Here is a 26,233-nt window from a genome sequence, read left to right as displayed (position 1 = left end):
CGCAATAAATTGGCGCAAGAAATGGAAGCGAGAAATCCGGAGTTGGCCGCGAGACGTCGCAAGAAGCGCGGCACCACCGTGATCAAGTGGGGTATCGGTATCGCCGTGCTGCTACTGCTCGCGCTGATTCCGTACACCTATGAGCCAACCGGGGATTTCAAGATCCTGCCCAATGAGCGTTCGGACGTTCGGGCGCTGATCGCCGGGGAGGTGCGAGAGGTGCTGGTGCAGGAAGGGCAGCGGGTGGAGCAGGGCCAATTGCTCGCGCGGTTATCCGACGACGAGGAGCGCGCCCGGGTGGCTACCAGCGAAGCTCGCCTGGCCCGCCTCCAGGCTGAACTGGCCTTGGCCGAGCGCGGCGCCGAGCCCGAGGAGATCGCGCTGGCAGAACAACGCGTGATCACGGCGCAGCGGCGATACGATTCCAGCAAACGGGAAGCGGAGCGGTTGGACTCCGCCTACCAGCGCGGCGCGGCGACCGGTCAGGTGGCGAATCAGGCGCAGGCGCAGGCGGATCTGGACCGCGAACGCCTTGCCGAGGCGAAGAACTCGCTGGATGTCGTCCGGGCCGGCTCGTCCGATGAGGAAATCACGGCGCTCAAGGCATCGATATCTGCCGAGGAGGCGACACTGGCCTACGCGCGGCAACAGCTCGAGTACACCGACATCAAGGCGCCTCGCGCCGGTCGTGTCGTCTCGGAAGATCTACGCTTTGCCCAGGGTGCCTATCTGGCTCGTGGCGACCTGCTGCTCAGCGTCGAGGAAACCGGAAAGGTTCTGGCGGAGATCAAAATCCCCCAGAACGATATCGGCGACGTCGAGGTTGGCGCGCCGGCGTCCGCCAAGGCCTGGGCGTATCCTGGCGTGAGCTTTGTTGGCACGGTGGCCGGCATCGCACCCAACGCGGAAGTCAGCGAATACGGTCGCGTCGTGCGCGTGCAGATGGAAATCGAGAATGCCGACGGTCGGCTCCGGCCTGAAATGACCGGACACGCGAAGGTCGAAGGCGACACGCAACCAGCAGGACTGGCCTTCACCCGTGGCTTGGCCCGCTTCTTCATGATCGAGGTCTGGAGTTGGATTCCCTAGCCAGAAACAAAGTCGACGCCGACGCTGACGTCGATCCCGACCTGATCATCCCGACGCCGGTATGGCCGCCGGGGGCCGAGGCATTGTCTCTGGACGAGCCGGAGCCCCATGCCCTGGGCGGCGAGCACTTCAAGCTCGTCTCCGAGAACGGCTTCGGCGATGGCTACAACAACTATCCGCACAGCATGGCCTGGTTCAAGGGCAGGCTGTACGTTGGCACGACGCGGGCGACGTTCCAGATGCTCGCCCACAACGATCCGTTGCCGCCGTTGGATCCCTGGCCGGTGACGCCACCCAAGGACATCTACGATCTCGATCGCCGGGCCGAAATCTGGTCCTATGATCCGGCCTCGGACGAGGGCTGGATTTGCGCCTACCGTGCCCCCTGGGTGAAAGGGGACGACGGCAGCGATGTGCCGCGGTTTATCGGTTACCGCGGCATGGCCGTGTTTCAGGGCACGAGCGACGACGAGCCTGTGCTCTACATCGCCACCTGGGCGCCGCGCAAGGCGCCTCGGCCGACCGTCATGCGCACCGAAGACGGCATTCATTTCGAAGAACTGCCCGGTCCGAACTGGGGCGATCAGGTCCGCTCGTTCCGCACCATGCAGGTCTTCAACGGTCGGCTCTACACCTCACCGACCGGCTCAACAACCGGCGATCGGCAGTCCCAGGAGTGCGTCGGTGGCCGGCCCGCTATCTTCGAGACCGAGGACCCGCGCACGGGTTGGCGCGCGGTGTCGAGCCAGGGCTTTGGCGATCCGGCAAACCTCACCGTGTTCGAGATGGCGGCGTTCAACAACCATCTCTACGCCGGCACGGTAAACGCCCGCAATGGCTTTGAGATCTGGAAGACCAGCGCCCGCGGTGATCCGCCTTATGACTGGAAGCGTGTCATCTCGCATGGCGCCGGTCGTGGACCGCTGAATGAGGTCGCAGTGAGTCTTTGCGAGTTCAAGGGCGCACTTTATGTCGGTTCCGGCATCGTCAACGGCGGCTATCACCGCAAGCTGAACGTGGGGCCTGCGGCGGCCGAGGTCATCCGCATTCATCCGGATGATTCCTGGGAGCTGATCGTCGGAGAATCGAGGATCACGCCGCAGGGCGCGCGGTATCCGCTGTCCGGCTTCCGGCCAGGTTTCAACAAGTTTTTCAACGGCTATGTGTGGCGCATGGGTGTGCACGCCGGCCGCCTCTATGTCGGCACCTTCAGCTGGGCGCAGCTACTGCCGTACTGCCCGATTCACAAATGGGGCGAAGAGGGACAACGGCGCATCGCCAAGATGGGCGTGGACTGGTTCGTCAACAACATGGGTGGCTGTGATGTGTGGTCCACAGCGGATGGCATTCACTGGGACTGCATGACCCGCAACGGGTTCGATAACGAATGCAACTGGGGCATTCGCCAGATTCTGTCGACGCCTTATGGTGTCTTCATCGCCACCTCGAACGTGCTGGCGCCGGACCGGGCGATCAAGCGCAACGGCAAGTGGGAGTATGTTCACAACCCACGCGGCGGCTGCGAGATCTGGCGCGGTGCGAACCCGCCGGGGTCCGAGCATGCCTGATCTCACCGACTACCCGGCGCCACTGGTGGTGTTGTCGCCACCGCGATCCTTCTCGTCGCTGATCTCGGCCATGCTGGGTGCCCATCCGCAATCGGCCGGCCTGCCGGAACTGCAGCTGTTCATGGCCGATGAGATGGATCAGGTGCTCAAGTTCTTCGCACTCACGCCCGGCAATCTGCAGGATGGCTTGCTGCGGTCTGTGGCGCAGCTTTATTTCGGCGATCAGACCGATGCCACCGTGGATCAGGCCAAGGCTTGGCTGGCACAGCGCCGCCACATGGGCACGGGCGAGATGTTTCGCACCATCGCGCGCAAGGTGGCGCCGCAGGTTCTGGTGGAGAAGAGCATCGCCACGGTGTGGCGGCCGTTGTTTCTACGTCGGTTACGCGAGACGGCGCCTCACGCGAAGTTTCTGCACCTGGTCCGGCATCCGCGTGGGCAGTGCAGTTCGCTGGTGAACATGATCGGTCACCGCGAGGACACCGTCGCCAACGATCTGAAGGATTTTTCGACAACGCCCCCGACCTTCGACCCGCAACTGGCGTGGCTGCAGATTCATCAGAACATCCTGCGGGCGCTGGACGACGTGCCGAGCGAACAGGTGATGCGCGTACGTGGGGAAGACGTGCTGGCCGACCCGGAGCGCTATCTGGCCGAGATCGCCACCTGGGCGGGCATGCGCGCTGATGCCGAGGCCATCGAGGCCATGCTGCATCCTGAGCGCTCGATCTTCGCCCGCCTCGGTCCGCCATCTGCACCCTACGGCTCCGACCCCAAATTTCTGGAAAACCCGGTCTTCAGGCCGCAGCAATCCAAGCCGCAGATGTTGGATGGGCCCTTGCCGTGGCGGGATGACTTGCCCGGTTTTGTTGGCGACGTGATGGAGCAGGCGAGGGCGTTTGGTTACCGCTGAGGGTCCGCGGCAGGCGTTGACGCGGCTGGATCGTGATCGCCGCCCCTGCCGCTGGGTGGCCGGTACGGCTCGGTCTCCAGCCGCAGACCTCCAAGCATCAGATCTGGCCAATTCTTCGGGACCGTCGTGGCAGCTGGGTGCTCAACAGCGGTTAGCAGCGCGTCATACGGTATCGGCCCCGTTGAACTGACGTGGCCAGCGCGCTGCCAGGTTCGGCTATGCGCGAGCGCGCGCTGAAAGATCTCGCCTCTGACCAACGCTCGCTCGGACTCGTTAGCATCTTCGTGTCTCAGCAGAATCCAGATTTCGGTCGGCGGCGAGGATGGAATCGTCGCCGGGCGTAACCAGCAGTTTTGCTCGACGCAGCGCGCCGCTGCCTGACGGAAAACCTGTGATTCCAACAAGCCTTGTGGCGGCTGAACCTCGCCGACCCAGGTCGAGTAAAGCGACGCAAGTTCGTGGTCCGAAGCCGCACCCGTTTGCAACGGGCGGCGCGTCGGATGTTGCCATCGGGCGAGTAGTGCTTCGTTCTGGCGAACGCGTGGGTCGTTTCCCAGGGATTCCCAGGCTCGGTAGCCGGCCATGCCCGATCGGTGCCGCAAGTAGTGAAAGTCGACATCATCCAGCTGGGTGGCGCCGGACTCCAGTCGCGAGAGCTGGCTATTCGCGGCAATGCCGGAGGGGGTCATCAGCGGGGATAGCAGGACGACCACGATCACCACAAATCCAACGGCCAGCAGTCGGTTGGTGAGTTGCACGCCCGCCTGAATGCGACGGCAGAGCAGCGCGGTCAGATAACCGATGACGTATAGCGCGACGAACAGCGCGAACACCGCGCCGTACACCCGGGGAACCGTCCAGCCGTAGGCCAGCACCCGCGAACCCAGACCGTAGGCGACCAGTCCCAGGATCGGCACCAACGCGCTGACCGCGCCGTGGCGAATCCAGAACTCCACCTGCGACCAGCCGCGCGAGAGGGGCGCAGTCTGGCCATCCTGAAATACGCCGTTGTAAAGCACGATGACAACCGTTGCGATGCCAAGCATCCACCAGCTTGCTTCATAGGCTTCGAACAGATTGGCAGGGCCGGTGATCAGCACCGCGAGCGTGAAACCAATGACGATGACCGAGGCGAGCGGCATCAGCAAATGCGCCATGCCGAGGATGATCTGACGCACGGATTCCACCGCGCGGACCAGGGACAGCCAGACCGCGACGCCCATGCCCAACGCAAACCCGGTAAAGCCGTAGACGAAGCGTTCGTCGCCCAGCAGAGCGCGCACTACGTCGATTCCGAGCAGGTGGAACAGCTGGCCGCTGATTGCGAGCAACAGCCAGGCCAAACCCGTGACCAGAGCCGCGTGGACCAGGGCAAGACCGACTTGCCAAGCCTCGCGATAAAGCACGTGATAGTCGGGCCAGCTTCGCCACCCCGACCCGCAGACCAACGCGCTGCGGACGAACACGCCCGCGACCAGCAGCGCCGGCGAAAGTAGCAGCACATAGGGCGCGAGCACCGGGCCGCACTCCACGTCCAGCGCAGGGGCGCAGCGTCCTCCGGCAAACCAGCCCAGTGCCGCCAATAGCGACGTGGTTATCAGGGCCACGACCCAGGCTGCCCATCGACGCGCATCGGATACCGTGATGGCCAGCCAGATCGGCATTGCCGTGACTACCGTGTAGCTCGCGACCAGCCAGCGGCTGGGCGCATCACTCCAGGTCACATTCAGGTGGTACACCAGCAGGAACTGCAGCGTGAATGTCGCGACAATCCCGATCCGGATCTGCGTAGACGGGACGTAGCGACTGTCTGCTGGCACGGGGGTCATTGCGAGTCTTCGGGGCCGACCCAGACCATCGGGTTGTGGGCGATCTCCCATAAAAAACCGTCCGGGTCCTTGAAGTAACCGCAGTAGCCGCCCCAGAACACGGTTTGCGGGTGCTTGGTGGGCGTCGCGCCGGCAGCAAGCGCCTGCCCGAACACTGCGTCCACCTCGGCTACGGATGGCACATTGTGCGAAATCGAAAAGCCTGGAAACCCCGAACCCCCGCTGGGGACCTGGGCATCGTCGGCCAGGGATTCACGACCAAATAATCCAAGCCAGGTGCCGTTGAGCGTAAAGAAGGCCACCTCGGGTGGCGATTCCATTCTCGGAAAGCCCAGGCCTTGTCCATAGAACGCGATGGAGCGCGCGAGGTCGCTGACGCCCAGGGTGACCATGCTCATTCTTGGTTGCATGTCGTCTTCTCAGCGCAGGTGTGTGATGAGTTTGGCCAACTGGCCGCGTTGCTGGGTGTCCAGCGACTGAAACACCAGATCCGCACATTGCGCGACCCGTGATTGCGAGTCGTGGAGCGTACGTGATCCGGCTTCGGTCAGCGCGACCAGACTGACCCGCGCATCCCGTGGGCTTAGTTCCTTGCGGACCAGGCCGATCTTTTCCATCGGGTTTAGCAATCGGGTCACGCCGGAAGCGCTGAGGCCGACTGTCTCGGCGAGATCAATGCGACGCAACTGCTGCCCTGGCGCAGCGGCCAGGGCGTCCAGCACCTGATACTCCGACAGGCTAATGCCCTGGGCGCTTAGGTACTGGTCCAGCCGCTTGGTTACACGGGACTGATTTCGAACCAAGTGCATAAGCAAACCGCTCGCGGTTTCAGCGGACATGGCCAACTCTTTAATAGTGGTTGATCATGCAAGTATATGCGAGGTGATTGAGTTAGCAAGTATGTCGGCGGTACGCAATTCTAAGGGCGCTGGTGCCCAGGGGCAGCGTGAGGTATGAAAGTCGTGTTCAATGCGTCGCTGATTCGGGAGACTTCAGATGCAGCCACCCACGCTGACACGCCGCAGCTTCGAACATCGAGGATTCGGGCTGTCTTTTCTTGATACCGATCCACAGGCGACCGACAAGGCGACGGTCCTGTTGCTGCATGGATTTCCGGATTCCGCACAGATGTGGCGCGAGGTGATCGCACCGCTGCACACGGCCGGGTATCGCTGCGTGGCGCCGGACACGCTGGGTTGCGGCGAGTCAGCGCTGGGCTTGCGGACCCGGGACTATCGAGCGCGTGACATCGCCAGCGACCACGCCGCGCTGCTGCAACATCTGCGAATTGATCGAGCCCACGTTGTCGGCCACGACTGGGGCGCTGCGGTGGGGTGGTTTCTCGCCGCCTACCATCCGGAGCGAGTATCACGGCTGGTCCCGATTTCGGTGGGACACCCCACCGCGTATGCCCGAGCCGAGTTCCGGCAAAAGATCATGGGCTGGTACATCCTGTTCTTTCAGCTGGTTGGCCTGTCAGAACGTCTGCTGCAGGGGAGCGGCCGGTTCAGCCTGGCTCGCGTGTTCGCTTCGCACCCGGAGATGGACGAGGTTGTGGAGCGCATGCGTGAGCCGGGCCGTCTTACCGCCGCGCTGAGTATCTATCGGGCGTCGCTTGTTGATGTCCTGCTGCGCTCTCACCCGGCGGTGGATTGCGACACGCTGGGGATCTTCAGCGATGGTGATCGCTTTCTGGTCGAGTCGCAGATGAAGCGATCCGAACGCTGGGTTGACGGTCACTGGGAGTATCAGGGCTTGGCCGGAGGGCACTGGATTCCGCTGGAACAACCGGAGCGCCTGGCCCGATTGCTGCTGGACTTCTTTGCATCCTGACCCGGCAAGCGCCCCGGCCAAGCTCAGGACGCCGCGAGCGGTTTTTCCCAGAACAACGCGTGGCCGGATTCGGGATCGAGCGTGTAGCCCATGAATCCGTATTTCTCGTAGGCGGCCTTGGCCGGATGATTGTTGCTCAGCACTTCCAGCGTGATTTTGCAGCAGTTCATGTCGGCGGCGATGGCTTCAATCGCGCCGAGCAGCGCCTGGCTGATACCGCGACCACGAAAATCGGACAACACCGCGAGATCATGGATGTTGACGATGGGTTGACAGGCGAAGGTCGAAAACGATTCCAGGCAATTCGCCAGGCCAGCAGGTACCCCATCGCAATACGCGATCAGCGAGAACGCGTGCGGACGTTGTGCCAGCGCCGGTCCGAGCCGCCTCTGTTCCTCCGCGGTGAGGGCGCGCCCACGCCCCATGGAGTCGGCGGCATAGGCGGACAGCAATTCGCCGAGCAAGCGGGCCTGATCAGGGTCGCGGTAGTCGACGCGACGGACGTCAATGGTCATGGCGTCAGAGTATCCAGGCAATCAGCAGCCAGAGAATCAGAAAGAACGCGAAGAAACCGAGCAGCATGAATTGTAATTCGCCGATCAGACCGTCACCGGCCGCCACCGCAAAAATCACAAAGGTGACGAACGTGACGACAAAGGACGCGATGGCCGCGCCCTTGAGGCCCAGACCCGGTGCCAGTTGCGTGGAATGAAAATCCGCCAGCGCGGGCAGGGCGATCACCGCGGCAATCAGGCCGACCAGCACCAACACGCCGAGCGCGATGACCACCAGCCGTGCCTCGCGGCGATCCTGTTGTTCCATGTCGCCCACCATGATCAATCTGCCTGCTGCTGCTTGATCAGATCACGGAAATCATGCGGACGCGGAATGCCGGAGACCTCCACTTCTGGGACATCACCGGCGGTGTAGATCGAAATGCGACCCACGCCGAACATCCGGTCAAACAACGACTGGTACACATTCACCGTCCGTACGGTCTCCGCATTTAGCTCGGTGCGGTCCTTACTGAGCAGACCCTTTTCCAGCACGATGTCATTGCCCACGAACTCCAGCTTCGTGGACTTACATTTCAGATACCACCAGAGCAGGATGAGGACACCGATCGCCAGCGGCACTAGCAGCACGGCCAGCATGAAGCCCAGCGGGTTGTTCTTGAACATGGCGGGGTGCTCGGAGTATTTCGGTTCCAAGAGTGGCGTCCTGTCTGGTGTGGGTCATGCGGATTGTGACCTGAGTCGGGACGGCGTGCGAACGGGCGGAAGGCGGGCAACGAGGTTGGGCGGACCGTTGTTGATCTCGACGACTGCCGCCAGTTCAGTTGAGCGCGTAGAGGCGGAAGCGGCCGTATTGCTTCGAAAGCGCTATTTCACCCGCGTATTCAAGTCGGCCGGCCGCCGCTGAGCTCAGTGCCAGTTCAGCTGCGCAGTGCTCAGTGACATAGGCCATGCCTGGCGGGGTCACCGGCTCGACTCGGGCTGCGAATGACAGCTGACTGCCAAAATACGTGGAGGCCTCGGCAATGGCATCGAAACCGTGATGAGCGGGGGCGAAGTGGACCCCCACCCGTATTTCCAGATCCCGCAGCTTGCCGTGGCATTGTCCGCGTAAGGTCTGGACCTCGTCGATCAGGAGCAGGGCCACACGCGACGCGCTGTCCGCGTCATCGGTGACGATATGCAGCGCATCGCCCCAGGTTTGCTGAAGGAGGATGTTGGCGTTGCTCGTTTTGAGTGCCGCGGCCAGCTTGGGCACCACGTCGGTCCAGTACGTAACGGTTTCGATTTCCGAGAATGTGCTGAAGCCTACAAAGTCGGTGAACACGAGGCCGACCTGCGCTCGATGGTCCGGTCCAGCCGGAGCATGGCTGGTCTCGGGGTTCTCGGTCAGCCAGTGGCCGGATTGTGTCGCGAAGAGTCGGCGCACGGGCTGCCCCAGGCGTTGACCGTTCAGCGCTGCCAAACCGGCGCAAAGCCGATCGCTGCATTCGGTCAGCCAACGATCTTCCTCTGGGAGAAAACCGGAAATCGGTGTGATCTGCTCGCAGGCGTCGATGATCTGTTCTGGGGACACCCCTTTGGGGGCAACAGCCATGGCCGTCGCAAGGTATCGGTCCACCTCGCCGGGAATCACCATATGGATCTTTGCGCCCAAGTCAGCGATGACGCTGAGTGTTGACCAGCCGCGTGGCGTTCGTGGGGCGGACGTGGTCACTGGGGCGTCCTGCAGGCGGAACGCCTCCAAGTGTTCGCCTCTGTCGGGAGTGGGTCGATCCAGTTTTAGCCGATAGACATCCGGAAGCTCTAGCAGGCGTAAACAACGCTCATCAAGGCCGGAGTATTCAACAATGCGTTGTAGTTGCTGACGCGTTCTTGCCCGTGTTGCCAGCTGGTCACGGATCAGCGTATTGGCGGTGTTCAGTGCCGTTTTAGCGGTTTCGAGATCACCGAGAATCAGTGCGGCTTCGGCTGTGGTCGCCAGCGTGTAGTAGCGGTCAAGATCGCCGGACTGAGGGGCGCTGGGAAGCGCGAGTACTGCCCGCGCATACTGCCGCGCGGTGGTGACTCGACCGGACAAGAGCGAGGTCGTCGCCGCGTTAATGCCCGAGAAAGCACCGCCCGTCCGGGCGAAGGCGTCGGCATAGAGCTTGGCCGCACGAGATAGGTTGAAGGTGGGATCAACGTCTCGAAATGCGAGATCCTTGTGCAGTCGTGCTGGCAGCGCCAGCCAGTCCTCGTTTCGCTCTGCCGGCGCTGGTGCCAGTGCTTCAAACTGTGTCAGCGCTCTGCGAACACTCCCGGCTGCCGCGAGGCTCAGTAGATACCAGTAACGCAGGCCAACGCTGTCATCGGTTTCCAGCGCTCGTGTCGCCAGATCATGAGCCGTGAGCGCATTCCCTCGCGCCAAAGCACGACGAATCTCACGGATTAAGTCCGAACTCGCCATTTGCGATCGCATCCCTGTGCCGGCGGCAGTGCGCCTTCTTCCCGAGCTGCGGTTCGGCAGTTCCCCGATCTGCTGGCCGCCCCGCGCTGTGCATCGGAAGCATAGCAGCGACCTCGTAGCGCGTGGTCGTGAAGGCGCTCTGGCCGCGCTGCGGGCGGGGGTTCAGCTGCCGGCTGAATGCTCAATCAGGGTCGAGCTCCCGTCATCCGGGTCGATGGCCAGGCTGCGAGCGCCGCTCTTGAGGCGTGATGAAACGCCGCTCAGCGATGGTGGAATCCGGTCCGGGTGATTGCGCCATGCGAGCACGGATTGTGCCCCGCCACGTTGACCCGGATGGCTGGGCCGGATGATGGCAACCAGCAGATCCGGTTCCAGGGCAAGCCGGGCCGCCAGGCACTCATGGCTGGTGTAGTTGGTATCCGTGCGCCGGTGAACGTGTTCGACCGTGGCTGCCTGCTGCAGCCAGTATGCAATCTGCATTGAGACCTGCTTTTGCGCCGCCGGTGACGGCGGGTCGTTCAGCTCGGCGGTCCGTTGACGCCAAGCCTGGAGCATGTTGTCGACATCTGTCGTCATCAGCACGTGGAGGTGACAGCGCTTGCCGAGCATGGAGCAGAGTCGTGAGATGGTCGAGATCACAAGCAAATCGGCGCCTGGCGCCAGGCCGGCGACGATTCGAACGGCCGGCGCTGCCATGAAGCCGGCATCGCCACGCAATTGTTCGGTGACTGCTTCAGCGGTTGTGTCGCGTGCTGCGGCATCAAGGTTCAGGTGACCGGTTACTCCGATCACCAGGCTGTCTGGTGCTTCCATCAAATTGCGAGCGGAGCCGTGGTCAAGGGTCCTGACGGTCTAGGACGATGATTGAGTGTCCATCCAAGCGGACCGCACCGTTTTCTTCCAGCTGTTTCAGCGTTCGTCCAGCCACTTCTCGCGTGCAACCCACCAGGTGGCCGAGTTCCTGGCGGGTGATCTTGAGCATAGGGCCGTCGGCTGCGCGCTCGACCGGATTCGTGGCTGCGAGTTGGTGAAGGATTGCGAGCAACCGTTCTTGCACGCGCAGCAGGCCGGTATCCACGAGACGCCGATTGGCGTCTCGCAGCCGGTACGACACTTGTGCGATCAGGGCGAGCCACAAGCTGTCGTTTGCGTTGGCAATCCGCCGAAACCGGTCGTAGCCGATTTCCAAGGCGAGGCATTCACGGGTGGCAACCACGGTCGCGAAGCGTGATGCGTCGTTCGGGAACAGGCCCATCTCGCCGAAGAACCCTCCGGTGTCGACATAGCCGAGGATCACTTCGTGACCACGCCAGTTGCTAAGCCGGATGGCGGCCTGTCCATTGGCCAGCCAGAACAGGCTGCGTGAATCGGACGTCTCCGACACGATCGTATCGCCGGCGCAGTATCGTCGACGGTGGCCCGCCTGCAGCAGGAGCTGCTGAACCTCTGATGACAATTCGATTGGCGGACTCCCACACGGCGAGAACGAGATTCTACACCGGCAGTTTCGCCGAAACCGCGCACCAATACGGTCATGATCCGTCGTATACCCGATCGGTGGTTCGCGCCATACGCTCCGCCTGAATCAGGTTGAGATTGCGATAGGCCAAGGCGCTGACCTTCGAGTGGCGACGGCGGAGCCGCTCCAGGGCGTCCAGCTTGATGACCAGCACGCGGCTGTCGGTTCTGGCGGATACATTCGCTGTCCGCCGCTGCATGAACAGGCCGCTTTCGCCGATGCAGGCGCCGCGAGTGAGGCGGGCCAGGTCGACGCGTTCGCCGGCCCGGCGGATTAGCCAAGCGTCGAATTCGCCATCAATAATGACGTACAACTCCCGCCGTTCCTCACCCTTGTAAGTCAGCATTTGTCCGGCCTTGAGCGTTCTGAATTCACCCGCTAGCGCCAATAGTCGTGCCTGCCGGTTGCTCATGCCTTGCATGAACGGAATGGTTTGCTGCGGGTTGGCGCCGAGGTCGATCCGCATGACATCCCAAAGGGTGACGATCGACGCGCGCGCGGAGACTGCGGGTGCCAGCAGCAAGTCCGAGGCCCAGGCCAGGACCAAGGTGACCGCGGACAGTAGCCCGAATACGGCCTGGCTGTGAAACGGGCTCGACAGCATCGTCAGAAAGCCGAGCGAAACGGCTGCAGTTGTCAGCGTGATGGGTCGAATTACCTGGGCAATCGACTCACGCGATGCCTGGCGCTCGTTTCCACAGGCACGTGCACGTTGGTTGAAGCGAACCAACAGATGCAAAGTGTCATCGACGGCGATGCCCAGTACGATGCAAGCGACCAGCGCAGTGGTCGGCCCCAACGGCGTGCCAGTAAAGCCGAGCAGGGCAAAGTAGGCGATCACGGGAAGGAGGTTTGGCAGCATGGCCATCAGCGCCACTTTCACTGATGTGAACAAGAGCGCTAGCACGATGAAGATCGCAACGGCCGCCAGTGAGAGTGACCGAATTTGCCCGCCGGTGAGTGATTCAATCGTCGAGGTGAGCTGGACTGCGTTTCCGCTGAGTGTCGGATTCAACCCTGGCGGGAAGGAGGCCAACTCATGTTCGATTTCATTGAAAAGCTGTCGTAGGGCCTGCGTCTCCACAACTGGTGTGTTGATCCGGATGTGGAGCCGCGAAAAGTTGAGATCCGTGTACTGATAGATGTCTCGCGGAGCCGCGATGATCATCATTTGCTTGATCAGTGAGGAGTCGTCGGGGATCTTCCACTGAGCGGGTTCGCCGGATTGCAGAGCCTGGTGAATGCTCTTGACATAGTCCGGCAATGAGATTGCCGAGCCGACGTCCGGGCGCGCCTCTAGCCAGGTTTGCAGACGATCGACAGCGCTTAGGATCTCCGGGAGCAGAATCGCATCCTGACCGGCGCCTTCGATATCGATCTGGAACGTGTTGGCGCCACCGAACAGTGCCGAAATTGACTCATAGGCTTGTCGCTCCGGGTGCGTGCGAGGCAGGTCCCGAATGTAGCGCGCGCCGGGCTCGACCAGCAGGGCGCCGATGGTCAGCACCACCAACGCGACAACACCCGTTCTCACCACCGTCTTGTCATGTGCGATGACAAACGCGGCGACACGATTTGCGCCTGCAACAAGCCTGGACTCCATGGGGGGCCACATGGTCGGCTGTATCTGAAACAGGCGGATCGCCGCGGGGACGAACGTCCATGCGGCAAATCCCGATGCCATGGCACCGATTGCACCAAGTATCGCGAACTGTTGAATGGACACGAGGTCGGTCACGGCCAATGCAAGCAGGCCGATGGTTGTCGTGATGATCGTCAACAGCATGGGAAGACGCAGCTCGCGCAGGCTGTCTTCGATCTGTCCGTTGTCCGAACAGGCCGCTAGCACGTGCGTCACGTTGGCGACGCAGAGCGCCATGACCAATGGCGGGATGATGATGGTCACCAGATTCAGCGACCAGCCAAACATCACCAGCGCCGCTAGCGTCCATAGATTTGCAGCAGCGACGGCCACGAGGCTTACCAGAATCAGTGGCCACGAGCGAAACGAAAGCCAGATGAGCATCGCGAACCCAATCATCGCCACGGGCAGCACAATGCCCAATTGGCGGATCAGCAGCCCGCCAATTGATGCACTGATCAGCGGAGCGCTTGTCATGTTGACGCCAACGTCGGTGCGATGTGCGAACGCGTCGACGATGACCTGGCGCAATGTTGTGGCGATGGCCTGCCGGGCCAGGGGCGTGTCGCCCCGCGCGTCGACCACCAGGGCGATCGTGCGATTATCCGCAGACAACAGCCTCCCTCTGTTCAGCGGGTCGTCTTGTGCGGCCTGCCATAGCGCTTCGGCGCGTTCGGGTGAATCGAGTTGTCGGTGATAAAGCGACTTGACTTCGATATCGTCATCGACACTTTGCGGGGTCTGGGTAGTGGCGATGGACTCTGCTGATAGCACGCCATGCATACGCAAAAGCCGGGCTTCCAGCTGAGCGATCTCCGCGATATCGATGGCTCGGACCGAGCCATCAAAAGTAATACCCGCGAAGACACTGAAGTCTGCTTGGGACTCCGCCGCACCAATGGCAGATGGAGACGAGTCGATCTGCAACCGGAACGAGCCGTCAGGGCGTACCAGCGCCGTGAGTGACAGCGCAGTGAGCGCCAATGCCAGTAGCGGAGCGCGACGTCGGTACATCCGCTTGAACATGGGGTGGCCAGGCTGTCTAGCGGGCGTCAGCGAAACCGCGTGTGTTGAACACGGCACGCCCCAGATCCTCGTCGAACTCCAGTTTGGAGAGCTCCACATCGGTGGTCACGCCACTGAGCAGGTCGTCCATGCGATAGCGCGTCGCCAACATGCGTTCGTCAAATGATTGAATCGAGTCGAGGCTTGCCGTTAGTCGCTTGACCGGCTGTGATTCGACGTCCAGAAAGTCGATTGCGAGTATTACGCAGGTCTCCTTGTCGATCACAGCCGCCAATCGCTCGAACGGCGCACCCTCGGTGTCGCTGGGTCGGATCAGCAGCTTGACGGTCGGCCGCCCGCTGATCGTTTCGTCCGGACCAAGCTCTCGCTCGCCATCAATGAAGGCACCGAACAGGAGTTTGATGTCGAGGTAGGAGAAGCTTGTGCCCCAAAGATCGGTAGCGGCCATGTTGCCAGTGACGCGGCGCACTTTCCGGAGCGCGGGGATGTCAACACGCATGTCGTCCTGATCGGGCTTTTCACGAATCAGGTACGTGGTGCCAGCGTGGTTCAAGGGCTCGACGATCCGCAGGTTCAGATTCAGCGCCTCGTCCTCACGCATGGCGTAGAGGCGCGTGAGCAACTCGCGAGAACCGCCGCTGCCATCGGTCGTATTGAACCGGGCGTAGTGACCGATGGTGGATTCCGGTGCGTTACGCGCCGCGCAATCGGTGACGGCCGTGGCGCTCGTCGGCTCCTCCGCGAGCGCGGGCCCCAAGCACAACACGAGCATAAGCCCCGAAACGTAACCTACGCTGAGTCCATTCATTGTGTGCTCCCTGTCCCACCGAATTACGATAGCGTATCTCTCGGAAGGGAATATCGCGCAGAACACAGCGGCGAGTTCGGGGAATTGTCACATTTGCGCCGGCGTCTAAAGAGTCTACTAGTCAGCGGGTAGCGCTCACGGAAGCCTTCGCGTGAGCGGGAGTGCAGGGCAATAGGGAGGTTGCAGGCAGATGCGCTATCGGGCGTTTATCAGCTATAGCCATGGCGACGAGGCTTGGGGAGTCTGGCTGCACAAGTCGCTGGAGGCGTATCGCGTTCCGCGCAAGCTGCGAGGTTCTGCTTCGGCCATCGGGCCCATCCCCAGCAAGCTTTTTCCCATCTTTCGTGATCGCGATGAACTCGCGTCGTCGCATGAGCTAGGCGCAGAGATCGAACGTGCGCTGAGCGATTCCGCCTGCCTGATCGTGGTCTGCTCACCGCAGGCTGCGGGGTCGCATTGGGTGAATGAGGAAGTCAGGCGCTACAAGATGCTGGGGCGGTCAGATCGCGTGTACTGCCTGATCGTTGATGGCGAACCCGGCGATCCGGAGCGCGAATGCTTTCCCGAGGCGGTCCGGTACCAGGTTGACGGTGAAGGACAGATCACCGGCGAGCCGGTCGAACCGATCGCGGCTGATCTCCGGCCGGGCAAGGACGGAAAAACCGACGCCACGTTGAAGTTGATCGCCGGAATACTGGGCGTCGGTTTTAACGAGCTGAAGCAGCGCGAGTTGGCTGCGCGCAACCGACGCCTTGCCGTCCTCAGTGGCGTGGCATCGACCATCGCGGCGGCGACCGTGGGGTTGGCGGCGGTCGCGATGCTTGCCAGGAGCGAGGCTGAGGCGCAGCGCGGTGTTGCAGAGGCTCGCCGGCAGCAGGCGGAAGGCTTGATTCAGTTCATGCTTGGCGACCTTCGAGAAAAACTCGAACCACTCGGAAAGCTGGACATTCTTGACGCCGTTGGCGCCCAGGCAATGCAGTATTTCGGTCAGGTTGATCCAGCAACGCTCAGCGATGCGGAGCTCGCTAACCGAGCGCGCGCACTGCGTCAGATCGGGGATACCCGGATCAAGCAGGGAAAGCTGGATGAGGCCGCCCCGGTATTTCGGGCTGCACTGACGCTCGACGAGGCCATCGCGGCGCGGCACCCGACGAACACCGAGGCGATATTCAACGTGTCGCAAAGCGCCTTCTACGTGGGTTACGCGGACTACCTCGCCCAAGACTACGTCAGTGCCAAACGGTGGATGCAGCGATACGCAGCGGAAGCGCAGCGTCTGGTCAGGCTGGAACCGGATAACGCGAAGTGGCTCACGGAGCAGATCTACGCGCAGGACAATCTGGTGACCGTCATGATGGCGAAGGAGGGGCATGAGGCGACCCTGCCGTACTTCGACGGCCTGATCTCGGCGTATCAGTCTCTCTATGAACGTGCGCCCGCTCAACGAGCCGATGCGCTCGATGGCCTCATCAACGCCGCGTCACGCGAGGCACTGGCGCGAATGCGTGTAGGGCACTTTGCGCCGGCAATGCAGGCGCAAGAGAACGCCTTATCCTGGCAGCGAGAGCGGCTGGCAATGGCTGAGGCCGATGCGACTATCCAGCTACAGCTAGTCACACAGTTGAGACTGTTCGCGACGGCAGCGCTGGATTCCGGCCAGCTGTCGCGCGCCACCGAGGCAATGGCCGAGGCGGCGGCTCTGGTGACGATTCTGCGGGTACTAGACCCGACCAATCGGCAGGTGCTGCGTGAGGAACTCGCGCTGGCACACCTCGGAGTCAAGCGGGCGCTCATTCACGGCGAGATCGGTGCGGCGGATGAGCTGAACAGCGGCCTGTTCGAGATTGCGTCCAACTTGCTTGATCAGACTGCGGAGACCGACTTTGCTCGAAAAGGACTGGCGAGATCCCATTTGCTCGGCTCGGAGATCGCACTTCGGCGCTCCGATTTCGAGGCCGCCCGTCGTGCGAACGCCGAATTGCTAGCCTTGCTGAACGAGCCACTGCTCGCCGACACCGACGATGAGTTGCGTTTCGAGGCGCAGCTCTATGCCTTCGAAACCACAGACCCTCGCGCCGGTTGCCCTATGTTGGCGCTGACCGACCTGTCGGAAAACGCCTCGCCGATGTTGCGCCTGCACGCGGCAGTTGCGGCAAACGACCCCGATCAGGCGCTCAGCATCTGGCCAGGCCTCAAGGCCTGGGTGCGGTATCACCCGGGCGTTGCTGGCGCGATTACCCGGCGCTGCCAATCTGCCTGCGCCGATTCTTACCGTTTACTCTGCGAACCGCAGGCTCACCAGGCAGGAGATTCAACATGAGCACGCTTCCCACGTTCACGATCGTCGACGCGGACATTCGGCCCATCGGTGGTATTCCCGGCGGCGAGGATGACAGCAACACCTCGATGGGGGATCTTCCGCCCGCCTCAGCAAAACCGGTTGAGTTGCAATCGGATCGTTGGGTGTTCCGAGACCGAGTCCCCGCCGTCTTTCTCGACTCCGAGGGACAGGTCATCAACCTCAGCGACGTAATCACGCCATCCACGTCAGCTGATGGCAAGACGCTCACGCTGACCTCCCGTGCGGGCACGGATTATTACTACACTAATGTGCATGTCCGGTTTTTCTTCACCCGGAGCGATACGGGAGAGGATGCCAGTCACGACCCGCTCATTCCGGTGATTGGCGAGCCTCGCTAGCAAACAGCGTGCTGATCGACAGCGGACGGACTCCTTTCGATATGAAACGCCCAGCCGCTGGGTCCCGCCAGTTTGGTGGAGCAACCGGGCTAGCTGCGTTGACCGCGGTGTCTCGCAGCGGCGGTACAGGCGTGATCTATCAGAAATGTCCTACACATAACGCCGACACAACCCAACGGTGGACCTGAGCACCGCTCGCTAGACTTCGGACGTGGGCAAATTATCCATGCTCGTTCGGGCAGGGTTTTTGAGGTCGCCCAATGAGGCTTGACAGGCCTCATCACCGGAACAATGAGGTTGCTGATCATGGCGGTTGAATGCGCAGACGTTGAATCCACCGTATTCGAGGTGGTTGATGAACTCCTCGATTCCATTGACGGGGATTTCGAAGGTGAGCTCTTCCCGCAGATGCGGCTGATCGCCGATGCCGGATTCTCATCGATCGACTTCGTTCAGATGACGGTGATGATCGAGGAGCAGCTCGGAGAGAAGATTGGCTTTCAGGACATGCTCATGCGAGACGGTCAGTACGTGCAGGACCTGACGCTGGGCGAGGTCATCGCTTTCACCGAAAGCCGTCTGCGCAAACCTGCAGCCGCGAGTGCTGCCGTCACAGCCCCGTCCGCACCAGCACCGGCGGTTGGCCGCTACGAAGGCCAAAAGGTGACCGCGCAAGACGTGGCCGCCTTCACCCAATTGATCAAGCCGCGCCGGGTCGGCCCCTCCGGCGGGGCCCAGCGCAAGAACAAGCGGGCGGTCTTTGTTCTGTCGCCGCCGCGGTCGGGCTCGACGCTGCTACGGGTGATGATCGCAGGCAATCCGGCATTGTTCGCACCGCCCGAGTTGCATCTGCTGTCCTACGCGACGATGGATGAGCGGCGCGCTGATCTGAACACTGAGCACAGTGAACATCTGCTGGACGGGGCTGTTCGCGCCCTGATGCACACCCGCGGCTGGACGGGGGATCAAGCGCGTCAGTTCATTGGAGAGTGTGAAGCCAGTGGCACGAGCACGCGGGAATTCTTCGGCTCATTACAGGAAAATTTGGGCAATCGCCTTCTGGTCGACAAGACGCCAACCTACGCGTTTAGCGTCGATATCTTGCGGCAGGCGGAAGAGTATTTTGAAGATGCCCTGTATATCCATCTGATTCGGCACCCTTGCGGCATGATCCGCTCCTATGAGGAGTCGAATCTGACCCGGATGATGCCGCTGATGATGAAGAATAGCGATTTCTCCACCGCCGCCTTGGCGGAGATGATCTGGTTGGTCAGCAACCGCAACATTTTGCAGTTCTCCGAGTCGGTGGCGTCCGATCGTTGGTTGTCGGTGTCCTACGAGAACATCGTCACAGACCCAGAGGGCAACATGCGCAGGCTTTGCGACTTCCTCGACGTGCCCTACGACGATGACATGATCAACCCGTATGGCGATAACAAGGCGCGTATGACTGACGGTGTCGACTCGGCCTCCAAAATGAGCGGCGATCTGAAATTCCATCTGCATCGTCAGATCGACCCAGCGGCGGCTACGCGCTGGCGTCAGTTTTGTTCAGAAGATCGCCTGGGCGCCGAGACCATGGAGTTGATCTCCAAGCTGGATGCCGACGTCGCCAGTATTCGCGCCTGAGACGACAAGCGTCGTTGACGCAGGACGCGTCAGCGGCCGCTCAGCGTGCGCTGTAGCCGCCGTCCACCATTAACAAGTCGCCGGTGACGAAACTGGCCTCCGGCGAGCAAAGCCAGCGAACGGCTTGCGCGACCTCTTCGCCGGTGCCCGGCCGGCCGATCGGATGCAGTTTGATGAAGGCGTCCGCCTTGGCGCCCCCCGCCTGCACCGTCCGTGAGCCCAGGCCGGCATCGATCAGCCCCGGGCAAACGGCATTACAGCGAACACCCTGCCCGGAATAGGCGACCGCGACGGACTTGGTCAGGCCGGCGATACCGTGCTTGGTGGCGGTGTATGCGGCATTGGCTCCGCCATTGACGCCGAGAATCGAGCAGTTGTTGACGATGGCGCCGCCACCGTTCTCCAGCATCAGCGCGACTTCCTGTTTGAGGCAGTGGTAGGTCCCGTTGAGATTGATGCTGACGCAGGCGTCCCAGATTGCATCGTCGGTGTCCAGCAACGGGGCGCCGCCGCCGCCAATGCCGGCGTTGTTGAAGGCACAGTCCAGCCGACCGAAGCGCTCGCGAATATTGTCAAACAAGGCCTCGACCGATCCGCGGTCTGACACGTCAGCGGGCAGGGCGATCGCGCGCGTGGGGTCACCAGCGGCCTCGCAAAGCGCCAGCGCCACTGCTGAGGCGCTTTCGGCATTGATGTCGCTGACGATCACGGTGTCGCCCGCCTGGGCGAACTGTGTCGCGGTGATCGAACCGATGCCGCCACCGGCACCTGTAATCAGAACGACGCGGCTCAAACCCTAGCGCTCCTGCGATTCAAAGAATGTCCAGATTTCGTTGGTCGCGTTGAAGATGCCTGGATTTGGCCCCAGCTTGCGCGGCAGAAAGGTCTTGCCACCAGGCCATTGATGGCCGGTATCGGTGACCGCGCAGGTTTCGACGGTTCGGTCGGAGCGGCAGGACAGATACCGCTTGCAGTCTGCGCCGGCATGGTGCGTGGGTTCGGCATCCTCGGCGTGGCAGTCGTTGCGCTGTAGCAATGAATCGGCCATTTCCTTTAACGACGCCCGGTAGGTGCCATCGAACTCGCCGCCCAGTAAGGGGATACGGGGGTCGTCGGCGCCACGAATCAGCAAGGCGGGTACCGGCGAGGGCTTTTCGCACCGGGGCATCATCAGCGGCCCGGCCACCGGGGCGATGGCGTCAAAAACGTCGCCGCGTTCGCAGGCGATGCGGTGCAGCAGCATGGCGCCGTTGGAGAAGCCGGTACCGAAGGTTTGATCATCGGCGATGCAGGCGGCACCTTCCAACGTACTCGCAAGCTCGGCGATAAAACCGACATCGTCGTCGTTATCGCGTGATGGTTTGCCGCAGCAGGATCCAGCATTCCAGGCCCGCCAGATGCCGTCCGGCAACGCGAGGGCAAAACCCTCGGATTTCGCCAGTTCGACAAAGCCGGTCTGTTCGCCAAAGTTCTCGCCGGTGCCCCAGCCGCCATGCAGACCAATGACCAATGGCACGGGTTTGCTGGCGCTGGCCTGGGTCGGCACGTACAGCAGATAGTCGCGTTGCTTGCCGTCGTGCTTGAGCGTCAATGCCTGCGTGCCGGTTTTGCACAGGTTGGCGTCCGCCGCCTCGGCGGTGGAACGGGCGCCAAAACAGGCTGTGAGGAGCGACAACAGGGCGAACAGGCAAACACGTTGAATCATGGGAACGGCGATGTGGCGATGCGGGTGTGCGATGCAGGCGATGATGCCTCATCGGCCGGCGTCGATTCACCGAGAAACGGTTTCAGGGACTGCAAGACCACGCGTGGCGCGCGTGCCGGGAAGAAATGCCCTGCGTTGGGCACGCACTCGTAAGTGCAATGGGGCAGAAGTTCGCGCAGGCGGTCGCCACTCTTGCGCACCCGTGAGTACTCGCCGTACATCAACAGTACCGGCATGGTCAGTTCAGCGATCTGTTCTGGGCTTGCGCCGGAGGTCGACAGAAACTCCGCCTTCGCCGTGGTTTCGTGCAGGAGCTTCAGCCAGTGCTTGGCGTCGCGTCCGCTGCCGCGTTGGTCGGCAAATGGCACGAAATCGTTCTTGACCTGCGTCTGGATTCCCGCGAGCCGGCGTTCGGCGACTGCTTCGAGAAATTTCAGGCCTATCTGATCCTCCGCTTCCCAGTCGATGTCGGTGGCCTCGGCAACCAGCTCCTGCTCAAACGGTGTGAGATGGGCGCAGTCGGACAGCTTCAAAGTGGGCTGTAGCCGGTTGATCTTGGCATCCAGCAATGCCAGCTGCGTGACTCGGTTCGGGTGCTTCACCGCGAACTCCAGGGCCACGGCGCCGCCGAAGCTATGCGCGACGATTGGCGCATTGTCGATGCCGAGATGGTCGAGCAGGGCGGCCAGGTCGTCGGCCTGATTGGATGAGCTGTAACCGGTCTCCGGCGTGGCGCTGTAGCCGTGCCCGCGCAGGTCATAAAGCGTGAGTCGAAAGTGATCGCGCAGCAGCGGGGCCAGGCCGGTGAACCAGAACGCGCGATTGGCCGCCAGGCCGTGGACAAAGATCAGGTCCGGTCCCTCCCCGAACTGTTGGTAGGCGATTCGTGTTCCGTTCGTTTCCAGGCTGGCCAAGATGCGGTCTCTGACTGATTAATGGGATACGAAGTCGACGATCTGTCCGACTTCCAGATCCTCGACATAACTGCCGTTGTTCATGAGCAGCTTTTCGAATGGCACGTCGCGTTTGCCGATTTCTTCCTCGATTGCGACGACGAGCTGGATGATGTCGATGGACTCGAAGCCCAGGTCGGCCAGCACCTTGGTTTGCCGGGTGATCTCGCCGTCGAACTCCGTGTCGAAGCCTTCGAGAAAGTCCTCCAGGATCGCGACGATCTTCGGGAACATCTCGTCGGAGGTGTCTAGTGGTATTGCAGCCACCTGTGTCATGGCGTTCTCCTTCGCGTGCAACCTGCGGTTGCGAGTCGGTCTTATGTTGTGGTTGTCGGGTGGCGCTACGCCGGCGCCGTGGCGATCTGCTCCATGGGCGTTGGGTTGACGCTGCTGCGATCCGATTCTAGGCAGAGGGCCAGCACGGCGTCCGGCCCATCGAAATAGAGCGTGATTTCGTAGCGCGTGTCGCCATGGATAACATGGGCTCGCGTCGGATGTCCGCCGCGCCGATCGATCGAGATCAGGTGGCAGTCCCAGTCGCGCGGCCGGCCTTCCAGCCCGGTGCCGACAGACTTGGCGGCGGCTTCTTTCGCCGACCAGATCGCCACCGCGATGCGGGCCTGATCCGACTCCGGCGCGCTGCGAATCGTGCGACCTTCCTGCTCGGTCATCGCTCCGCGAATCAACTCGTCCACGCGGACCTGCGCCACGCGTTGATAGTCAACGCCTACGGCTTCATCGGCTGCGATGGCCACGGCATAGCGACGGCTATGCGCCACCGAGACCTTGGGCGCACCGACTTTCTGCAGGGCGGCGCAGCGAATCGATGGCGCACCCAGGTTGTCGGTGACGATTTCGACATCGGCCGGTGCGAGATGCAGATCATGACGCTGGGCCGCCCATTCACGGACGGCGTCCTTGAGCGCGATGCGCCCCATTAACCATTCCTCGCGGCGTGGCCCGGTGACCGGCAGTCCGTAGAACGTCGCACGTTCGTGGCGAGACAGGGCCATGTGCGCCAGCATCCGCTTCCAGATACCCCAACCCTGGTCGAGGAAGCCTTCCTCGAAGGGCACGAGTTTGCGCATCACGATGCCATCGTTGCGACCGGCGTCATGCTCGTCGGAGATGAACTCGGACTGCGGACGCAACCGGTAGTTGTAGTAACGGTCCGGCACCGAGAATTTGCGATCTTCCCAGTGTTCACAGCGCATCAACAGGCGGCCATTGGTATCCAGCAAGTCGAATGCCGCTTCCAGACGCTGCGGGTCGGTCAGTTTCAGATCGCCACGGCAAATCACCTGTGTGCCGGCCGGCTGCGGCGGTGCGTAGGGCGTGAACCGACCCAGGCGAAACGGAAAACAGTTGAATCCCCAGCCATGCTTTTCGGTCAGCCAATACCCGGCAAGCTGGCCGGCGGCATCCAGCAGGGCAGGGTCGAGCTGGAACCGTGGAGTCTGTGTGAACGCAAAATAGTTGTGCGTGGGTAGAACCGCCATGTCCGACTCGATGGCTTCCTCTGCCCAGCGACGCAAATGCTTGACGCCCTGGAGGCGCGGGCCGTGGAACATGCCATGAGAATAAAGCTCACCATCCGGGTTGCTCCGGGCGCTGTAGGAGTTTGGTGATGTCCAGCTGATCGGCGCGACCGGGTCGGCGTGTTGCTGGCCTAGCCGGATGATGCCTTCGAACACCAAGACCCGACCGGTGGGGCGGTCCGGAGCATCCAGGTAGAGACGACCGCGAACGGTATCCGGCCCCTGGCGTTCGGCCTCGATGTTTAGCGTGAGCGTGCCGTCATCCAGCGCCAGCCAGCGATGACCGCGGACTTCCTGCATCTCGACGACCTGACCGCCGGCCAGCCGCACGGCTGCCTCGGCGAGAATTTCCATGCTGAACGTGAACGGCATCACGGGCAGCGGCAACAGGCTGGGATCGACCGCTGATGGTTCGGAGCCGATGGTGTGATCCATCAGGAAGGGATCGTTCTCCAGGGTGTAAATGCGCTGACACAGCAGCCGCTGATCGGTGAGCTCGATCATCTCGCCCAGCATCGGGAACGCGGAGCGGTCGGCTGCGCCTGCGGGTGGGTTCGGTGATGGTGCCGCTTCCGCTAGAGGGCTCGGGGGCGTGGACACGGCCGCTGCGACGTCCGGCATCTGAGGCATGGCTGGCGTCGAACCGACGCCAAACACGCGTGCCTGGGAATCGAGAAATTGCTGCATCAGGGCGAAGTGCGACTGCACGGCGGCAAGCCGAGTGTCACTACCTGCCGACGCGCTGCTGGCCGCCGGAGCCGCGGGAACATGCACAGGGGCGGGCTTGGCGGGCGCCGGATCTGGCGCAGGCGATGCGTTCGGCGCAATCGGTGCTGGCGTTGGGTCCAGCTTGACCTCGTTCAAGGCGATGACCTTCTCGCCGGTCTGGATGTCGCTGAAGTCCAGGTCGGTCGAGCGGCGATCCAGGCGCTTGGCGGGCTCCCAATCGTCAGGCACACGCAGCGCCGGAAGATGCAGGTTCAGGTGCTGGCGTGGTTTGCGTTTGGCCGGTGCCGTTTCCAGGTCCATGGCCGGAATGTTCCGGTGCCGGTAAAGCGCGGTCAGGTCCATGGTGATGCCGTTTGTGAACAGCGTGGCGAGCAACGACTGGAACTGCTTCATGCCACCGCGCCGCCGGCTATCGCAGGACACGGCGACTGCCGGATGTCGCTTGCCGAGAATGTCGCCGACAAAGGAGGTGAGGTTTGCGCTGGGGCCGACCTCGACGAACACGCCAACGCCGTCGTCGACAAGCCGGCCCACGGTGTCGGAGAAGCGCACCGTCGTGGCCCATTGCGCGCAGGCCAGATCGCGTATGGCTTCCGGTTCTTTCGGGAACGGCGCCGTGGTCGCGCAGCTGTAGACCTCGGCAATGCCTGGTCCCATGTCGGTGTCCGCATAGAACTTGCGGAAGGCTTTGGCGACCGGCTCGAACCGGGCGGTGTGATAGGCGCGGCCGAACGGCAGCATTGCGCACACGGCGCCACCGGCAGTTAGCGCCTTTTGTGCATCTTCAACGTCGGTGCGGTGGCCGTACAGCACGACCTGATTCGGGCAGTTGTCCATCGCCACGACCAGCTTGTCGCCAAAGGTCTGCAGGATCTCGCCGCGACGCTCGGGGTTGAGCGCGCCCACGGTCAGCAATGCGCCGGACTCGATTTCGCCCTTGCGGTCCAGGTCCTGGTAGATGCTGTTCATCCGGCGGATTGCGTCTGCCAAGTCCACTCGGGATTCAGCCCGCAAGGTCTGTGAGGCGACCAGCGCGGTGTTCTCACCGGTGGAATGGCCGACCATGACGTCGGGCTTCACTCCCAGGTCGCTCAGCAGCGTATACAACGCCATGCTCGCGGTGAACACCGTCTCGGAGGCCAGATCCATGTCGTAGATCCGCGCTTCCAGCTCGCGGCGCGCCAGGCCGGGCAGGCCGGTCGGCACCGGGTAGATCACTTCGCTCGGCTTGATGTCGCGATGATCCGAGGTCGCGTCGATGAAATCGAACCACTCGCGTACCTGCGGAAAGTGCAGTGACAACTCGGCCAGCATGTTGGAGTACTGCGCCCCTTCGCCGGGGAACAAGAAGGCAAGCTTGCCCGGTGCCGCACCGAAGCTGTATTGAATGCCCTGGCGGGTCTTGAATGCATCGCCAGCCCCCAGTTTGTCGATCGCGGCGCCGAGCTTTTCTCTCAACTCGTGGGTGCCGGCCGCGACGATGGCCAGCCGGTGTTCTCCCTGGCTGTCGGCAGTCGCCCTGGCGACCGAAGGCAACGACAGATCGTCGTCAGCGGCGACACGCGCCTGGAGCTTGCGGGCAGCCTCGATCAGTTTGGCATTGGACGCCGCTGCCAACACCACCAGTTCTGTTTCCGCCGCATGCAGCATCCCGGTTTCCGGTGGCGGGATGCGGGTGGCTGCCACGCGGGTGTCGCGGGGTACGTATTCTTCCAGGATGGCGTGCGCATTCACGCCCCCGAAACCAAAGGAATTCACGCCCGCGCGGCGCGGATGCGCGGCGCCGTG

The 26,233-nt window shown here is 62.3% G+C and carries 23 protein-coding genes; 7 read left to right on the top strand and 16 right to left on the bottom strand.

The window, feature by feature from the left end:
- From ACE1EY_RS09590 to ACE1EY_RS09580, 3 genes are all read left to right on the top strand, one after another.
- Nucleotides 1–1,089: HlyD family secretion protein (locus ACE1EY_RS09590; protein ID WP_370300063.1), on the top strand; the 1,089-nt coding region annotated here is incomplete at its 5' end.
- Complete coding sequence (locus tag ACE1EY_RS09585; RefSeq protein ID WP_370300062.1) at nt 1,077–2,657, top strand: hypothetical protein; 1,581 nt, start codon at nt 1,077–1,079, stop codon at nt 2,655–2,657. The genes ACE1EY_RS09590 and ACE1EY_RS09585, both read left to right, overlap by 13 nt.
- Nucleotides 2,650–3,570 (top strand): sulfotransferase, encoded by a 921-nt coding sequence (locus ACE1EY_RS09580; RefSeq protein WP_291513332.1) that lies wholly within the window; start codon nt 2,650–2,652, stop codon nt 3,568–3,570. The genes ACE1EY_RS09585 and ACE1EY_RS09580 overlap by 8 nt, the downstream gene beginning before the upstream one ends.
- Here the strand turns inward: ACE1EY_RS09580 and ACE1EY_RS09575 are convergent.
- The 3 genes from ACE1EY_RS09575 to ACE1EY_RS09565 are packed head-to-tail and all read right to left on the bottom strand — an operon-like array spanning nt 3,561 to nt 6,238.
- Complete coding sequence (locus tag ACE1EY_RS09575) at nt 3,561–5,390, bottom strand: hypothetical protein (protein ID WP_370300061.1); 1,830 nt, start codon at nt 5,388–5,390, stop codon at nt 3,561–3,563. The genes ACE1EY_RS09580 and ACE1EY_RS09575 overlap by 10 nt on opposite strands.
- Nucleotides 5,391–5,395: 5 nt before the next feature.
- Entirely contained in the window at nt 5,396–5,809 is a 414-nt protein-coding gene (locus tag ACE1EY_RS09570) for a VOC family protein (RefSeq protein WP_370300060.1), read from the bottom strand.
- A 9-nt stretch (nt 5,810–5,818) separates the two neighbouring features.
- Nucleotides 5,819–6,238 carry a MarR family winged helix-turn-helix transcriptional regulator gene (locus ACE1EY_RS09565; protein WP_370300059.1) on the bottom strand — a complete coding sequence of 140 codons (420 nt, stop codon included), beginning with the start codon at nt 6,236–6,238 and terminating at the stop codon, nt 5,819–5,821.
- Between the two features lie 157 nt (nt 6,239–6,395).
- Between ACE1EY_RS09565 and ACE1EY_RS09560 the strand changes: the two genes are divergently transcribed.
- Entirely contained in the window at nt 6,396–7,232 is an 837-nt protein-coding gene (locus ACE1EY_RS09560) for an alpha/beta fold hydrolase (RefSeq protein WP_370300058.1), read from the top strand.
- Between the two features lie 23 nt (nt 7,233–7,255).
- Here ACE1EY_RS09560 and ACE1EY_RS09555 read toward each other — a convergent pair whose 3' ends face one another.
- The 8 genes from ACE1EY_RS09555 to ACE1EY_RS09520 form a co-directional block, all read right to left on the bottom strand.
- A complete protein-coding gene (locus ACE1EY_RS09555; protein ID WP_370300057.1) occupies nt 7,256–7,747 on the bottom strand; it encodes a GNAT family N-acetyltransferase in 492 nt (163 codons plus the stop codon).
- Between the two features lie 4 nt (nt 7,748–7,751).
- Nucleotides 7,752–8,054: a hypothetical protein gene (locus ACE1EY_RS09550; protein ID WP_370300056.1), complete on the bottom strand. Its 303-nt coding sequence runs from the start codon at nt 8,052–8,054 to the stop codon at nt 7,752–7,754.
- Nucleotides 8,055–8,068: 14 nt separating this feature from the next.
- Nucleotides 8,069–8,443, bottom strand: coding sequence for a PH domain-containing protein (locus ACE1EY_RS09545; RefSeq protein WP_373928070.1), 375 nt, complete (start codon nt 8,441–8,443; stop codon nt 8,069–8,071).
- A gap of 124 nt (nt 8,444–8,567) precedes the next feature.
- Nucleotides 8,568–10,196, bottom strand: a complete 1,629-nt coding sequence (locus ACE1EY_RS09540; protein WP_373928069.1) for a tetratricopeptide repeat-containing protein — start codon at nt 10,194–10,196, stop codon at nt 8,568–8,570.
- A gap of 162 nt (nt 10,197–10,358) precedes the next feature.
- A complete protein-coding gene (locus ACE1EY_RS09535; RefSeq protein ID WP_370300053.1) occupies nt 10,359–11,009 on the bottom strand; it encodes a hypothetical protein in 651 nt (216 codons plus the stop codon).
- Nucleotides 11,010–11,031: 22 nt separating this feature from the next.
- Complete coding sequence (locus ACE1EY_RS09530) at nt 11,032–11,652, bottom strand: cyclic nucleotide-binding domain-containing protein (RefSeq protein WP_291513322.1); 621 nt, start codon at nt 11,650–11,652, stop codon at nt 11,032–11,034.
- 76 nt (nt 11,653–11,728) lie between these two features.
- The gene (locus ACE1EY_RS09525; RefSeq protein WP_370300052.1) at nt 11,729–14,383 is read right to left on the bottom strand and encodes an efflux RND transporter permease subunit; all 2,655 of its coding nucleotides are present in this window, start codon (nt 14,381–14,383) and stop codon (nt 11,729–11,731) included.
- Between the two features lie 16 nt (nt 14,384–14,399).
- Complete coding sequence (locus tag ACE1EY_RS09520; RefSeq protein ID WP_370300051.1) at nt 14,400–15,191, bottom strand: outer membrane lipoprotein-sorting protein; 792 nt, start codon at nt 15,189–15,191, stop codon at nt 14,400–14,402.
- A gap of 190 nt (nt 15,192–15,381) precedes the next feature.
- Between ACE1EY_RS09520 and ACE1EY_RS09515 the strand changes: the two genes are divergently transcribed.
- The 3 genes from ACE1EY_RS09515 to ACE1EY_RS09505 all read left to right on the top strand — a co-directional run bounded on the left by ACE1EY_RS09515 (nt 15,382) and on the right by ACE1EY_RS09505 (nt 19,520).
- Nucleotides 15,382–17,511 (top strand): toll/interleukin-1 receptor domain-containing protein, encoded by a 2,130-nt coding sequence (locus tag ACE1EY_RS09515; protein ID WP_291512404.1) that lies wholly within the window; start codon nt 15,382–15,384, stop codon nt 17,509–17,511.
- Entirely contained in the window at nt 17,508–17,891 is a 384-nt protein-coding gene (locus tag ACE1EY_RS09510; RefSeq protein ID WP_370300050.1) for a hypothetical protein, read from the top strand. The genes ACE1EY_RS09515 and ACE1EY_RS09510 overlap by 4 nt, the downstream gene beginning before the upstream one ends.
- Nucleotides 17,892–18,182: 291 nt before the next feature.
- Complete coding sequence (locus ACE1EY_RS09505) at nt 18,183–19,520, top strand: sulfotransferase (RefSeq protein WP_373928068.1); 1,338 nt, start codon at nt 18,183–18,185, stop codon at nt 19,518–19,520.
- A 40-nt stretch (nt 19,521–19,560) separates the two neighbouring features.
- Here the strand turns inward: ACE1EY_RS09505 and ACE1EY_RS09500 are convergent, their stop codons facing one another.
- From ACE1EY_RS09500 to ACE1EY_RS09480, 5 genes are all read right to left on the bottom strand, one after another.
- A complete protein-coding gene (locus tag ACE1EY_RS09500; protein WP_370300049.1) occupies nt 19,561–20,313 on the bottom strand; it encodes an SDR family NAD(P)-dependent oxidoreductase in 753 nt (250 codons plus the stop codon).
- 3 nt (nt 20,314–20,316) lie between these two features.
- Nucleotides 20,317–21,225, bottom strand: a complete 909-nt coding sequence (locus tag ACE1EY_RS09495) for a PHB depolymerase family esterase (RefSeq protein WP_370300048.1) — start codon at nt 21,223–21,225, stop codon at nt 20,317–20,319.
- Nucleotides 21,222–22,139, bottom strand: coding sequence for an alpha/beta fold hydrolase (locus tag ACE1EY_RS09490; protein WP_370300047.1), 918 nt, complete (start codon nt 22,137–22,139; stop codon nt 21,222–21,224). Before ACE1EY_RS09490 ends, ACE1EY_RS09495 begins: the two co-directional genes overlap by 4 nt.
- Before the next feature lie 18 nt (nt 22,140–22,157).
- A complete protein-coding gene (locus tag ACE1EY_RS09485; RefSeq protein ID WP_291512410.1) occupies nt 22,158–22,454 on the bottom strand; it encodes a phosphopantetheine-binding protein in 297 nt (98 codons plus the stop codon).
- 65 nt (nt 22,455–22,519) lie between these two features.
- Nucleotides 22,520–26,233, bottom strand: a 3,714-nt coding sequence (locus ACE1EY_RS09480) for an acyltransferase domain-containing protein (protein ID WP_370300046.1), incomplete at its 5' end; no start/stop codon positions are given.

Source organism: Abyssibacter sp., from assembly GCF_964229365.1.
Classification (GTDB): domain Bacteria; phylum Pseudomonadota; class Gammaproteobacteria; order Nevskiales; family OUC007; genus Abyssibacter.
Note: the sequence above shows the minus strand (reverse complement) of the source record. Positions and strands in the feature narration are given on the sequence as shown.